This window comes from Collinsella sp. Sow4_E3 (genome assembly GCF_052116285.1).
Taxonomy (GTDB): domain Bacteria; phylum Actinomycetota; class Coriobacteriia; order Coriobacteriales; family Coriobacteriaceae; genus Collinsella.
The window spans coordinates 236,976-249,750 of record NZ_JBQKLJ010000002.1 but is presented as its reverse complement, the minus strand read 5'-3'; the positions used below and the strand labels follow the sequence as shown (position 1 = coordinate 249,750).

The 12,775-nt window shown below is 55.2% G+C and carries 15 protein-coding genes; 6 read left to right on the top strand and 9 right to left on the bottom strand.

Features of this window, described 5'->3' with window-relative positions; all coding sequences use genetic code 11:
• Positions 1-1,053: a 23S rRNA (adenine(2503)-C(2))-methyltransferase RlmN gene (rlmN, locus tag ACTQ48_RS02990; protein ID WP_154516799.1), complete on the top strand. Its 1,053-nt coding sequence runs from the start codon at positions 1-3 to the stop codon at positions 1,051-1,053.
• A 192-nt stretch (positions 1,054-1,245) separates the two neighbouring features.
• On the opposite strand, the gene ACTQ48_RS02985 is transcribed toward rlmN, so the two are convergent.
• The 9 genes from ACTQ48_RS02985 to rpmH all read right to left on the bottom strand — a co-directional run bounded on the left by ACTQ48_RS02985 (position 1,246) and on the right by rpmH (position 6,281).
• Positions 1,246-1,500: a hypothetical protein gene (locus ACTQ48_RS02985; protein ID WP_154516796.1), complete on the bottom strand. Its 255-nt coding sequence runs from the start codon at positions 1,498-1,500 to the stop codon at positions 1,246-1,248.
• Positions 1,490-2,368 (bottom strand): ParB/RepB/Spo0J family partition protein, encoded by an 879-nt coding sequence (locus ACTQ48_RS02980; protein WP_427795191.1) that lies wholly within the window; start codon positions 2,366-2,368, stop codon positions 1,490-1,492. Before ACTQ48_RS02980 ends, ACTQ48_RS02985 begins: the two co-directional genes overlap by 11 nt.
• A gap of 19 nt (positions 2,369-2,387) precedes the next feature.
• Positions 2,388-3,188, bottom strand: a complete 801-nt coding sequence (locus ACTQ48_RS02975) for a ParA family protein (protein ID WP_427729019.1) — start codon at positions 3,186-3,188, stop codon at positions 2,388-2,390.
• Between the two features lie 130 nt (positions 3,189-3,318).
• The gene (gene rsmG, locus ACTQ48_RS02970; RefSeq protein ID WP_441570082.1) at positions 3,319-4,056 is read right to left on the bottom strand and encodes a 16S rRNA (guanine(527)-N(7))-methyltransferase RsmG; all 738 of its coding nucleotides are present in this window, start codon (positions 4,054-4,056) and stop codon (positions 3,319-3,321) included.
• A gap of 96 nt (positions 4,057-4,152) precedes the next feature.
• Positions 4,153-4,722 (bottom strand): Jag family protein, encoded by a 570-nt coding sequence (locus ACTQ48_RS02965; protein WP_154516793.1) that lies wholly within the window; start codon positions 4,720-4,722, stop codon positions 4,153-4,155.
• Between the two features lie 44 nt (positions 4,723-4,766).
• A complete protein-coding gene (locus tag ACTQ48_RS02960) occupies positions 4,767-5,537 on the bottom strand; it encodes a YidC/Oxa1 family membrane protein insertase (RefSeq protein WP_427717906.1) in 771 nt (256 codons plus the stop codon).
• Between the two features lie 29 nt (positions 5,538-5,566).
• Positions 5,567-5,791, bottom strand: a complete 225-nt coding sequence (gene yidD / locus ACTQ48_RS02955) for a membrane protein insertion efficiency factor YidD (protein ID WP_154516787.1) — start codon at positions 5,789-5,791, stop codon at positions 5,567-5,569.
• On the bottom strand, positions 5,788-6,126 hold the full coding sequence (rnpA, locus tag ACTQ48_RS02950; RefSeq protein WP_154516785.1) for a ribonuclease P protein component: 339 nt from the start codon (positions 6,124-6,126) through the stop codon (positions 5,788-5,790). Before rnpA ends, yidD begins: the two co-directional genes overlap by 4 nt.
• A gap of 20 nt (positions 6,127-6,146) precedes the next feature.
• Positions 6,147-6,281: a 50S ribosomal protein L34 gene (rpmH, locus tag ACTQ48_RS02945; RefSeq protein ID WP_019127408.1), complete on the bottom strand. Its 135-nt coding sequence runs from the start codon at positions 6,279-6,281 to the stop codon at positions 6,147-6,149.
• A 345-nt stretch (positions 6,282-6,626) separates the two neighbouring features.
• On the opposite strand from rpmH, the gene ACTQ48_RS02940 reads away from it, so the two are divergent.
• The 5 genes from ACTQ48_RS02940 (at position 6,627) to ACTQ48_RS02920 (ending at position 12,730) form a co-directional block, all read left to right on the top strand.
• Entirely contained in the window at positions 6,627-8,003 is a 1,377-nt protein-coding gene (locus ACTQ48_RS02940) for an ATP-binding protein (RefSeq protein WP_441540319.1), read from the top strand.
• 96 nt (positions 8,004-8,099) lie between these two features.
• Complete coding sequence (locus tag ACTQ48_RS02935) at positions 8,100-9,722, top strand: DnaA ATPase domain-containing protein (RefSeq protein WP_441570093.1); 1,623 nt, start codon at positions 8,100-8,102, stop codon at positions 9,720-9,722.
• Between the two features lie 238 nt (positions 9,723-9,960).
• A complete protein-coding gene (dnaN, locus tag ACTQ48_RS02930; RefSeq protein ID WP_427748154.1) occupies positions 9,961-11,064 on the top strand; it encodes a DNA polymerase III subunit beta in 1,104 nt (367 codons plus the stop codon).
• Between the two features lie 9 nt (positions 11,065-11,073).
• Positions 11,074-12,180, top strand: coding sequence for a DNA replication/repair protein RecF (gene recF, locus ACTQ48_RS02925; RefSeq protein ID WP_427729030.1), 1,107 nt, complete (start codon positions 11,074-11,076; stop codon positions 12,178-12,180).
• The gene (locus ACTQ48_RS02920) at positions 12,167-12,730 is read left to right on the top strand and encodes a DciA family protein (RefSeq protein WP_441570081.1); all 564 of its coding nucleotides are present in this window, start codon (positions 12,167-12,169) and stop codon (positions 12,728-12,730) included. The genes recF and ACTQ48_RS02920 overlap by 14 nt, the downstream gene beginning before the upstream one ends.
• Positions 12,731-12,775: the final 45 nt, after the last annotated feature.

Here is a 12,775-nt window from a genome sequence, read left to right as displayed (position 1 = left end):
ATGAATCCCAGGACTAAATCTCAGGACATTCGCGACTTGAGCCAAAACGATATTCGCGAGCTCGTGGCCGAACTCGGCCAGCCCGCTTTCCGCGCGAAGCAGCTCATTGAATGGGTTTTTGAGAAGAACGTTTGTTCGTTTGACGATATGACCAACCTTCCCAAGGCTTTCCGCGAGCAGTTAAAGGAGGCATTTGCCTTCGACACGCCGACCGAGCTCACCAAGCAGGTGTCCAAGGACGGCTCTCGTAAATACCTACTCGAGTACCACGATGGCATTTCTGTCGAGACCGTCGGCATGCCCCGTCGTAACAAGCTCTCTGTCTGCGTATCCACCCAAGCCGGCTGCGGAATGGGCTGTGCTTTTTGCGCTACCGGTCTCAACGGCCTCAGGCGCTCGCTGACCGCCCAGGAAATCGTCGACCAGGTACTTCACGTTTCCAATGACTTTGGCGAGCGCGCGACAAGCGTAGTGTTCATGGGCCAGGGCGAGCCCTTTGCCAACTATGATGAGGTTCTTAAGGCGCTGCGCATCCTTAATGACCCCGACGGTATCGGCATTGGAGCGCGCCATCTCACCGTGTCTACCAGCGGTGTTATTCCTGGCATCCGTAAGTTTGCCGACATTCCCGAGCAGTTCACCCTAGCTGTCTCGCTGCACTCCGCCATCCAGTCCACACGCAATAAGCTCATGCCCGGTGTCAAGAAATACACACTCCTGCGCCTTCACGAGGCACTGCAGCTCTACACCGAGAAGACCGGCCGCCGTCCGACGTACGAATATGCCATGATCGAGGGCGTCAACGACACCAACCCCGAAATGCAGGCGCTCTGCGACTTCTGTGAGGGCACGCTGTGCCACGTCAACCTGATTCAGCTCAACGATATTGAGGGCAGCCCACTCAAGCCGTCACCGATCCATAAGGTAGAAGACCTTCAACGCCGTCTTGAGTCCCGTGGTATCGAGACCACGATTCGCAACTCCCGTGGTAACGATATCGATGCGGCTTGTGGCCAACTCAAGCAGCGTTTCAAAGTTCAGAAGAATGCGTAGGGGCGACCAGCCCAAACGTTTCATGTGAAACATCAGAAAGCCCCGGTTGCTTAATTGCAACCGGGGCTGTTTCATATTTATCGATTATCTGCATCATACGATTGTCCAGCATTATTTAGGACGATATTAGGGATCCCTGTACTGGTGATCAGACAAGGAACCCTTCAGAATAGATGAGTCATTGTTAGGTACCTAAAAGCCTACATTTTCCCATTGATGATTAACCCAATCTTGGTTGATCTTGGGATTCTTAGTCATCTGAGCCGTACGCATGGCAACGTCCTCGGTCATAACATCCATTTTCTTTTTTGAGGTATCAACGATATCCTGCGCTCCGCGAAGTAAACGACCACGCAATTCATCATCTGTCGCAATCTTATAACCGGCAAAAGCGCCAACTGCAACAGTAGCAGCCAAAGCGACAGCAGTCAGAACTTTATTCCTCATCCTGACCTCCTTGATCAAACTGAATGATTTCGCCAAGAATGCGAGAGAGTTCCTCTTCATCCTTAAATTCAATCTCGATCTTGTTCTTGCCGCGCGAGCTCTTTACGCGAACGTTCGTGTTAAACACCTGACGCAGAACGCGTGCCGCCTTCTTAAAAGACTGAGGCGTTGCGGTTCGAGGCGTTTTTGGTGTCTCTCCGGCAGAAAACAACGGAGCAAGATTTTCTGTCGCGCGGACGGACAATCCTTCCGCAACAACCTTCTCAGCTAACTTAATGCGTGCATCTTCGTATGGAACTGCAAGAATTGCACGAGCATGGCCAGCAGTCAGTTTACCTTCAAAGATCATCTGCTGAACAACCTCTGGAAGATCAAGTAGGCGCAGCGAATTGGTGATTGCGGAGCGAGACTTGCTAACAGCCTTCGACAAGGCCTCTTGAGTCATACCACTCGCATCGATGAGCTGTCGATACCCCTTAGCCTCTTCGACGGGATTGAGATCAGAGCGTTGCAGATTTTCAATCAATGCAAGCGCAAGCATCTGTTCATCATCAACATCTTTTATGATGACAGGAACTTCCTCAAGTCCAGCGAGCTTAGAAGCCTGATAACGGCGCTCACCCGCGATAATCTCATAGCCATTACCGTGCTTGCGTACAAGAAGTGGCTGAAGAACACCATGCTCCTGAATCGACTCACTCAACTCTCGAAGCTCGGTCTCATTAAAATGAATTCTGGGTTGGTTGGGATTCGGAACGATATCTTCGATTGGAAGTTTAGTTTCCGAAGCGGTATTGGATGCGGACGTCGCAGATCCACCGGTCTCATATTCTGCTTCGGAGACCAATGCATTGAGTCCGCGACCCAAACCGCCACGCTTCCTAGGACTAGGCACGCTTGATCACCTCTTTGGCAAGGTTCATATACGCCTTTGCACCCTTATTTTGCGGCGCATATGTAATTACCGGCTCACCGAACGACGGTGCTTCAGATATTTTAACCGTACGCGGAATCAAGGTCTTAAATGCCTTATCGCCAAAGTACGACTGCACTTCTTCGACAACCTGATTTGAGAGCGATGTTCGCGAATCATACATCGTCATAAGCACGCCATAGGTATCAAGGCTCTTATTTAGGCGTGTTTTGACCATCTTCATCGACTCAAGCAGCTTCGTGACACCCTCGAGTGCGTAATACTCACACTGAATCGGAATCAGAACACTGTCCGCCGCCGTCAACGCATTAATGGTCAACAAGCCAAGTGAAGGCGGACAGTCAATAAATATAAAGTCAAACTCATCCTTAACAGGCTCAAGCAGATCCTTCAAGCGTGTTTCTCGTGCAATTGCGCTCACAAGCTCAATTTCGGCACCTGCAAGCTGGATAGTAGCCGGAATTACAAATACCTTACTGCAATTTGTATCAAGAACAAGCGATTCAGCCGGAACATCATTCAGCAATGCATCATAGATGCAGTTATCGAGTTCTTCTTTTTCGATTCCAAAGCCGCTCGTGCTATTACCCTGTGGATCAAAATCGACAATCAGCGTCTTTCGACCCTGTTCACCCAGTGCTGCTGCAAGGTTTACTGCTGTGGTGGACTTACCCACACCACCCTTTTGATTGATGATTGCAATGATACGCGTGTCTTTTGCGCTCTTTGAACGCTTAACGTCGCGAAATCCCACGGTCCCTCCTGGTGTATTTTAAGCTGTTAAACGGAGGATGTTTCACGTGAAACATTCCGATTCATCATCTGTTATGTTTCACGTGAAACATAACAGGTAATTACTATCCATTATGTTTCACGTGAAACATCTAGGCAAGCGGATTCTTCTTCGCCATGCCATTAGCACGTGGAAGCGAAATAGCTGCCGGACGAGATTTTTTTAGAATGATAAACTCGCGATGACCCAAGCCATTTGGCAAATCTAAATCATCTGTCATAAGTGTGGTGAACCCGCATATGCTAGCGGCAGTTAGACCAGACTGAAGTTCGACGTCTGACGGGTTTCCCTTAGTAATAACAAAGAGACCACTATCTATTAGAAATGGTGAAGCATACTCGACGAGAACTGGTAACGGTGCAAGTGCACGAGCAGTGACAACAGCAAACTGTTTCTTATGGCTTCGGGCATATTCTTCAAGACGATCATGAACCGCGTGAGCATGCTTGAGACCGAGAGCCTCAACAAATGAGTTGACGGCATCAACCTTCTTGCCAACCGAATCGATATAGGTAGCCTTACGTCCGCAAGCAATTGTCAAAGGGATACCAGGAAACCCAGCACCAGTACCCATGTCTAACAAAGCGCCTTCTGGAGCTATGTCTATATAGGGAAGCAAAACAAGCGAATCAAGAATATGAAGAACAGCCGCATCTTCGATATTTAGGATGCGCGTAAGATTGGTGGTCTTATTAGCCTCCAAAACAAGATCAAGATGCTCGATACAGGAGCGTAGGGCATCATTGGAGACCTTCAAAGAATAGTCTTCGCAATACGAAATTAGACGACTAAGCATCTGGCTTGTCTGCTCATCGGTTAGTACAAACAAGACAAACTCCTATCTGACAAAAATCAGTGTATCAAGAACTTTTGACAAAAAAAGGGGACGTGGAAACCACGCCCCCTTAAGATAAGCTCGTTTAGGTTATCGAGCAACAATCACAACATGACGATCGGGGTCAGAACCCTCAGAATGCGTGTCGACGGCGTCGTTGCCGCGAAGAGCAATATGAACCAGACGGCGCTCGTAGGCATTCATGGGCGGAAGCGAAACGCTTTTGTGAGTGCGCACTGCCCGCTCGGCAGCAGACTGAGCCATAGAGGCAACCTTGTCCTGGCGGCGGCTCTTATATCCCTCGACGTCGACGACAACCGGATACCTAAAGCCTAGCTTGCGGCTCACCAACAGCGAGAACATAACCTGAAGGGCATCAAGGGTGCGACCATGACGACCAATTAGGACGGCAAGGTCGGGAGCCGTTACATCAAGAATCAGTTCGCCCTCGTCGCCCTCATACTCATCGATAGGAGAGTTGGCGGCGTCGAAATGCGAAAGGATGGAACGAAGAATAGAAATCGCAACATCGGCAATGGTGTCGAGCTCTTCATCCGTAAGCTCTTCACCAGCCTTGTAGCGCTGTGCAATCTCGAGATAATCGCCCGCGGCCTGCGGGGCAACCTCCTCAAGCATATCCTCGACGATCTCTTCAGACATAACGTACTCCAAAAGTTAGGTACCTAAATAAGATTACTATACCGCTACTTCTTCTTGTGCGGGCGCGGCTTCTTCTCGCGACGCGTGACCTCAACCTGCAGCGGGGCGTTCTTAAGACGCTCCTCCTCTTCGGCCTTAGCCTTCTCGATAACCTTCTGCGTCACAAAGATCTGCTGGATGACCTGCCAGGCAGAAGACACGTCGTAGTACAAAAGAACACCAACGGGCAGGCTCCAACCCATCCAGAGCATCATGACGGTCATGACGACGGCCATCATGCGCATGCTCTGGGCCTGCTGACCAGTCTGATTGCGCGACATGTACAGCTGCGGAATCAGGGTCAGGACAGCAAACAGAATCAGGCAAACCAGCGCAGGCAGTGCGACCATAAAGCCATCGGCAAAAGAGGCACTCGGCGTGGTAGTCAGATCGGGCAGAATGTTGAAGAACGAGAAGGTGCCCTCGTTAAAGTAATGCGGCAGGTTGCGCAGAAGCGTAAACAGGGCGATGAGGATAGGCATCTGAATCAGAAGCGGCAGGCAGCCGGACAGCGGATTGAACTTGTTCTCGCTGTAGAACTTCTGCATCTCCTCGGCCTGACGTTGGGGATCGTCGGCGTAGCGCTCCTGGATCTCGAGCATCTTGGGCTGCAGCACCTGCATACGGGCCGTCGACTTGGTCGACTTGAGCATGAGCGGCGTCAGCAGCAGACGGACGATGACCACCAGGATAATGATGGACAGGCCCCAGTCGACCGCAAAGGTCTGGATGAGCTTGAGCAGCTCGAAAAGGATGTTAACGATCCAATCCCACATGTAATTTTTCCTCCGATAGCGAGTGCCCGCTAGGGCACAGGGTCATAACCGCCGACGTGCAGGGGATTGCAGCGAGCGATGCGCCTCACGGCAAGCCAGCAGCCTCTACAAACACCGTATTTCTCGATAGCCTGGACGGCGTAATGAGAACACGTTGGATAATAAATGCAGGCGTCAGGCAATAAGGGCGAAATAACCTGTTGATATATGCGAATAGGAGCGATGGCAACACGTCGCAAAACGTGATTGCTCATCGCTCCTCCCCGGCAACGCCGGCGCGTATCACAAGCGAACGCAATGCCTCGTTCATCTCCTCCGGCGACGAGATCCTCGTCTTGGGGGTCGCGAACAAGATGATGTCATAACCCGCAACGGGAAATCCGCAGCTGCGGGCGGCCTCGCGCATCACACGCTTAGAACGATTGCGCACAACTGCGCAACCGAGTCGTTTAGCACCAACGAAGGCGACCCTTCCAGAGTCGCCTTCGCCAACCGATTCACATATGGTCATTCGAATCAGAGGATGATTGAAACGACGCCCCTGACTGAACACATGCTCGAAATCTTGCCGAGACTTAATAGTCTTCATGCGAGATGTGTGTATCGCTGCTAGACAGTGAGACGCTTGCGGCCCTTGGCGCGGCGACGGGCGAGCACGGCACGACCACCCTTGGTGGCCATACGGGCACGGAAGCCATGGGTCTTGGCACGCTTACGCTTATTAGGCTGATACGTACGCTTCATCTTAAGTTCCTCCTGCTGCATTTCGAGTGTCCGCGAGGGCGCGGACGCAGATATAGACACGTGAGCTTGAAGATTGTAGGGAAATCAATGTTCAAATGTCAAGAAATCAAAGGTAAAAGGTTGCGCAGTTCACACGGTTCCGCCATAAGCCGGATGAGTTGTTGAGTATGACTCCAACTTTTCACGATATTTCACCGAGTTTTCGACAGGTCATGTTGGCAATGTTGAGAACTTTTCGCCCATTTTCCAAAGTTTTCAACTTGTTTTGAAAACTTGTCGAAAGATGAGAAACATTGCGCGGTGAGCTACTATTTATCCGAAACCTTTTGAAAGATTGCGAGCGGCATGTCTGACGACTTTTACACCATGGTCGATTCCGGTGACCCGGCACCCGACAACGAGCACATCAACGGCGTACGCGAAGAGCGCGAAGAGGGCGAGCAGACATCGAAACAGACACCGAAAACCATGTATGCGGCGCGCATCGCCGTCTATGACGACATGCTTTCGACCCCGCGCGTGATCGTCATCGAGCCGCAAGACATCCGCACGTATCTGGAAGAGACGACTAACACCGTCTACCAGTGCATGAAAGAGCAAGGCGGACACATCTCACTCATGGTTATCCGCGAGATTGTCGAAAACTTTATCCACGCCCACTTTGCCGAGCCCATTATCTCGATCCTGGACGGCGGGGAAACTATCCGCTTTGCCGACCAAGGTCCGGGCATCGACGACAAAGAGCGCGCCTTCGACTTTGGCGTAACCAGCGCAAACAGCAAGATGAAGCGGTATATACGCGGCACCGGGGCAGGTTTTCCCATGGTGCAGGAATACCTGGAAAACGCCGGCGGGGCAGTCTCCATCGAAGATAACATGGGCAACGGCACCGTCGTCACGGTGAGCCTCGACCCCAAGCGCGTGCAGGAAATTGAGCGCGCGGGAGGGCGCGGGGCAGCCGTGCGCCCCGAGGCCCAGGGGTCGGAATACCCACTGCCGGGAGCATTTCCACAGCAAGCAATGATGACTCCGCAGCAAACCATGGCCGCGTCCCCACTACAACAGCCCATGGCTTCGCAGCAGATGCATCAACCCGGCATGCCGCCCATGCAGGACCCCCAGCCCGCGGGACAGACGACAACTCAAGGCTCGGCAGAGTCCATGGTCCCGGCCGATTTGGATGCAGCCGCGATGCAGCAGGTGACGGGCATGCAAGGAGCTCGGCAGATGGGCTTCCAACCGTACCCGCAGGCATATCCGGGACAATATATGCCGCAGCAGGGATACTCCCAGCAATATATGCAGCAGTATCCCCAGGGCTATCAGCAGCCGTATCAGCAGATGCCGCAGCCGTACAATCCCTGGGCCCAGCAGATGCCGCCGCAGCCATACCAACAGTGGCCGCAAAGTTTTCAACAGCCGATGCCAACCATGCAGAGTTCTCAACAACCAGCAGCTCAAATGATGTATCCTAATGCGGCGAATCAATACGCACAGCCGCAACCGGACGTATTTGTGAGCGAGCGCGGCAACGCGGCGCTGGGATATCTGGCTCAAAACCAAGAGTGCGGCGCCACCGACCTGGCGCGAGCATTTGGAAACTCCGCGCCCACGTGGTCACGCACACTCAATGACTTGGCGCAGGCCGGCTTGGTAATCAAACACGGTCAGAAATACCATCTGACCGAACTCGGCAGCGCTCGCGTGCGTGCCCAAAGTTAAGGAACGGGAGAGACAGTGGACGAGGAAGCAAGCATCATCCTGGAGGATGCCATCGCTTTTTGCCAGCGCGACGGCCAAGATGCACGCCTCATCAACATGTTGGGGCAATCGCGTGCCGTGAGCCTGACCGAGGACACCTTGACCATCGAGGCACCGTCGCGCTTTGCCATTGCGCAGCTCAAAAAGCACCAGCCGACTATCGAGCACTACCTAGAAGAGATTGCCTTTGCTCCGATCGCGCTCAACATCGTGACCCCGCAGGGTCCCACGACAGGCGTCACGGGGGCGGCACCCGTCACTCCCCCTTTGACGGCCGTCGCCCCCGTGGCGGCTCCGGAGACCAATGCGGGCGATGTTTCCCGTGAAACCATGCCCCACGCAACAGCCGTGCCGGTAGCAACCGCGCCCAGCGTTTCACACATGCCCGTCGCGCACGACGCGGCGCCGGGCGAAGAACCGGGCATCGCGATCAAAAACACGCTGTCGGCCGACGATTTCCGCCGCATGATGAATCAGATGAAGGGCGCGGCACCCGCCAAGAGCGCAAAACCAGTCTCGACATCGCCTGTGAGCGTCCCCACGGCTGCGGCGCCGGGCGAGCAGAACGCCGATGGCGCGCCCCTCGTGGCCAACTCAAAATTCACCTTCGAAAACTTTGTCTACGGCCCCGAAAACAGCCATGCCTATCGTTCGGCGCTTAAATTCGCCGCACTCGCAGACGAACGCGGTACTTGCACATCCCTGTTCATCTATGGCAAATCGGGCTTGGGCAAGACCCACCTGCTGCTCGCCATCAAAAACGAGCTCGCCGAGAAGTCGCCCGAGATCAAAGTGAAATACGCCAACTCACAGGCATACATCGATGATCTGATGACAGAATTCGACCGCCAAAAGAAGAGTAACGCTCCCATCATGCAGGCATACCACGGCGTGGACGTGCTCATCATCGATGACATCCAAAACATCATCGGCAAACGCGCGAGCGTGGACTACTTTTTCCAGCTCATGGACGAGTTTATCCGCAACAACAAGAAAGTCGTGATTGCCGCAGACCGTGCGCCCAAGGATCTGAACATGGACGAGCGCCTGACCAGCCGCTTTAACGCTGGCATGCTCTGCTTGGTAGCAGAGCCCAGCTACGAGATGAAGTACAAGATTCTGCAGCGCTATTACGAGAACACGATCGCGGCGGCGCCCGAGGCGGGCGACGACTCGCTGCTGGCGGCCTACGGTGGCGACAGCGGACATCTGACCGACGAGCACTTTAAACATATGGCGGAGGTATCGGGCACCAACATCCGTGAGCTCGAGAGCTTCTGCGAGCGCTGCGCCGGGGAGGCGGGCGACCGCGAGCGCGAGGGTAGCGAGCTGAGCTTCGACGACATCGATGCCATCGCCAGCCAGTACTTCGACACGTCGGCCAAAAAGATCAACGTGCAGACAGTTCAGTCTGTTATCGAGGAGCAGTACGGCGTGACGCATGAGGAGCTCATTGGTCCGCGCCGCAATGCCAATATCGCCAAGGCGCGCCATATCGCCATCTACCTAGCGATCGAGATGTGCGAGATGACAACCACCGCCGTGGGTGCGGAGTTTGGCAACCGCAACCACTCGACCGTCAGCACGAGCTACAAAAAAGTCCAGAAGATGATTCAGGAAGACCGGACCGTGACCGAGGACCTCAAATCGCTACGAGACAAAATTACACTGCGCTCGTAGGGAAATAGGCACACCTGTTGAAAACTTGTCGAAACCGCGGGCATAAGGTGTCTAAAACCCAGCCCGCTCCGATGAAAAGTTTTGCGCAGGTTTTGAACGTGGAAAACGACCCCTGTTGCACACAGGGAACTGTCGATTCTCTTTTTGGGTTTGACCTGCATGTTTGGGAGTAATCAACAGTTTCGTCAGTACTATTACTATTATTGAGATATTTATATCTATAGAAAGGTATTAAAAGATGAAGTTCACCGTCAGCCAGAGCTCGCTTACGCAAGCAATCGGCGTCGTCATGAAGGGTGTCGCTTCGGCATCCACCCTCCCTATTCTGTCGGGCGTGCTCATCAAGGCACAAGACGGCATCTTGGAATTCCAGACCTCTAACTACACTATCTCGATTCGTCACCGCATCGCGGCACATGTGGAAGAGGAAGGTGAGATGGTAATCCCCTGCAAGATGCTCTCCAACATCACCAAGACCCTTCCCGATGCCCCAGTTACCTTTGAGCTTTCGGAGCGCCAGGTGCTGATCGGTTGCGAGAAGAGTTCCTTCCGCCTGAATACGCTCGATGCCAACGATTTCCCCGAGTTCCCGGCCTATGCCATCGAGAGCGCCGTTGAGCTCCCGACCGACATTCTGTCCGAGATGGTCAGCCGCGTGTGGCGCGTCACCTCGACCGACAAGGCCCGCCCCATCCTGGGCGGTGTGCATATGAGAGTCGAAAACAACACCGTGCGCCTGGTGGCGACCGACTCCTTCCGTCTGGCCGTGTGCGATACGCAGGTGGAGACCTCGACGCTCGAGGGCTCCTTTGAGCTCAACGTGCCGGCCGATGCCTTCAACGACGCCCTGAGCATCATGGCGAGCCAGGCGACCATTATGATCGGTGCCACCGACACCCAGGTTGTCTTTGAAGCCGGCAACACCACCTACGTGTCGCGCCGCATAGAGGGTGTGTATCCCAACTACAAGCAGCTCATCCCCGATTCATGCGTAACGAGCGTCAAGATCGACGTGGCAGCTTTTAATGCCGCCCTCAAGCGCGTGGCGGTCATCGCGAGCGCCAACCCCGCCGTCAAGTTTGAGATCGATGTCGAGAACGGCCAGATGGGCCTGTCCTCCATCTCCAATGACCAGGATCTGGCGCAGGAGACGATCGATGTCGAGGCCGAGGGCGAGTCGGGTACCATTGCCTTTAACTACCACTACATCTTTGGCTGTCTCAACGCCCTGTCCAAGGAGAAGGAGATCACGCTGGAGCTCAAGAGCTACTCGCAGGCCGGCATCTTTAAGTCCTACGACAAGATCAACTATCTGTACCTGGTCATGCCGGTGCGCATCTAGCGGCGCCCTATGGCCATGTTCGCCCGCGATCTTTCCGTCGCGCGCTACCGCAGCTTCGATAGCTATCGCCTGGAACTGAGCGATGGCGTGACGGTGCTCGCGGGGCCCAACGCGGCGGGAAAGACCAACCTCATAGAGGCGCTGCAGCTGCTAACGAGCGGCGCCTCGTTTAGGCATTCCACTGCCGTCGAGCTTGTGCACGACGGCACGGGTTTGTGCAAGGCCGAGCTTAGGCTCGAGGGCGATGGCCGCGTGCTGGACATGGGCCTATGCGTGGAGGACGGTAAGCGTTCGTTTAGCCGCAACGGCAAGCGATGTGCCGCCTCTGGTGTGCGCGGCGTGCTGCCGAGTGTTTTGTTCTGCCCCGATCATCTGGATATGGTTAAGCGCGGTGCCAGCGTGCGTCGCGCCGCGCTCGACGACTTTGGTGTGCAGCTGAGCGCCCGCTATGCCGATCTGGCAAGCGCCTATGGCCGCTGCGTGACGCAGCGCAACGCCCTGCTCAAAGAGACATGGTGCTGCCGTGAGATGCTCGGTGCGTGGAATGAGTCGATTGCCCGCGCCGGATCGGCCCTGCTGGTGCACCGCTTGGCCCTGCTCGATCGCTTGGATGCCCACGTGCGCAATGCCTACGGGCTGGTTGCGTCCGGGGAGGAGGCCGATGTGGCCTATGCGTCCACGTTGGGAGAGCTGCCCCAGACCGATGACCGCGAGGAGCTGAGGGGCTGGGCATACGAGCGCATGCTCGCGGCGCTCGACGAGCGCGCCGACGAGGAAATCCGCCGCGGCGTGACACTCGTGGGTCCGCACCGCGACGAGATTGAGTTTTCGGTCGCCGGCCGCTCGGCCCGCTCGTTTGCCAGTCAGGGTCAGCAACGTACGTTGGTCCTGGCTTGGAAGGTGGCCGAGGTGGCCGTAGCCCGCGATATTCTGGGTACCGCCCCGCTGCTGCTTTTGGATGACGTGATGAGCGAGCTCGACGGCGATCGCCGCGCCGCTTTTTTGCAGCTGATCGGCGACGACATCCAGACAGTCATAACCACCACCAATTTGGGATACTTTACCGATGAGTTACTTGATCGAGCCAAGGTGGTGAGCATGGGTGAGGCATGCTAATTACGAGCGTGAGAACGGCACGGCTGCCTTCAGTGACTTTTTGGGTGCCGAGCGCCAGCGCATCTTGGCGTCGGCTACGCCCGAGCGTCGTGCGCAAATGGAGGCCGCCGAGGAATCGCGCGCGGTCTACCGTGCTTGGAACGCGGTGTGCTCGGGCACGCGCGAGGGCCGGCACGTGACGGGGCTGCGTTATCTTCCCGAGTCCAACGAGCTGCTGGTGTATCTCGATTCGCCCTCGTGGACACAGGAGATGACACTTTTGCGCGAGATAATCCGCGCGCGCATGGAGCGTGCCGGCGCGCATGTGGATGGCCTGGTATTTAAGACGACCCGCCCCGGCCACACACCGCCCGCGGTAAAGGAGCGCCTGCGTCCGGTCGCGCCTGAGCGCCCGTCCGCGCCGCATGCCGACCTGAATGAAGCCGAGCGCGCCGAGATCGAGCGCCAGGTGTCGCCCATCGAAGACCAAAAACTGCGTGAGGCCCTCCAGAACGCCATGCGGGCCAGTGCCGAGTGGGCCAAGGGCGTGCAAAGCAAAAAAGAGTCTTAAATCGCATCTGGTGGCCTTGTATAGGCAAATACCCTCGTCCCCGAG

Coding starts and splice junctions, on each gene's coding strand:
- rlmN (WP_154516799.1), top strand. CDS start 1: ATGAATCCCAGGACTAAATCTCAGGACATTCGCGACTTGAGCCAAAAC.
- ACTQ48_RS02985 (WP_154516796.1), bottom strand. CDS start 1,500: ATGAGGAATAAAGTTCTGACTGCTGTCGCTTTGGCTGCTACTGTTGCA.
- ACTQ48_RS02965 (WP_154516793.1), bottom strand. CDS start 4,722: ATGTCTGAAGAGATCGTCGAGGATATGCTTGAGGAGGTTGCCCCGCAG.
- ACTQ48_RS02960 (WP_427717906.1), bottom strand. CDS start 5,537: ATGTGGGATTGGATCGTTAACATCCTTTTCGAGCTGCTCAAGCTCATC.
- yidD (WP_154516787.1), bottom strand. CDS start 5,791: ATGAGCAATCACGTTTTGCGACGTGTTGCCATCGCTCCTATTCGCATA.
- rnpA (WP_154516785.1), bottom strand. CDS start 6,126: ATGAAGACTATTAAGTCTCGGCAAGATTTCGAGCATGTGTTCAGTCAG.
- rpmH (WP_019127408.1), bottom strand. CDS start 6,281: ATGAAGCGTACGTATCAGCCTAATAAGCGTAAGCGTGCCAAGACCCAT.
- ACTQ48_RS02940 (WP_441540319.1), top strand. CDS start 6,627: ATGTCTGACGACTTTTACACCATGGTCGATTCCGGTGACCCGGCACCC.
- ACTQ48_RS02935 (WP_441570093.1), top strand. CDS start 8,100: ATGTTGGGGCAATCGCGTGCCGTGAGCCTGACCGAGGACACCTTGACC.
- dnaN (WP_427748154.1), top strand. CDS start 9,961: ATGAAGTTCACCGTCAGCCAGAGCTCGCTTACGCAAGCAATCGGCGTC.
- recF (WP_427729030.1), top strand. CDS start 11,074: ATGGCCATGTTCGCCCGCGATCTTTCCGTCGCGCGCTACCGCAGCTTC.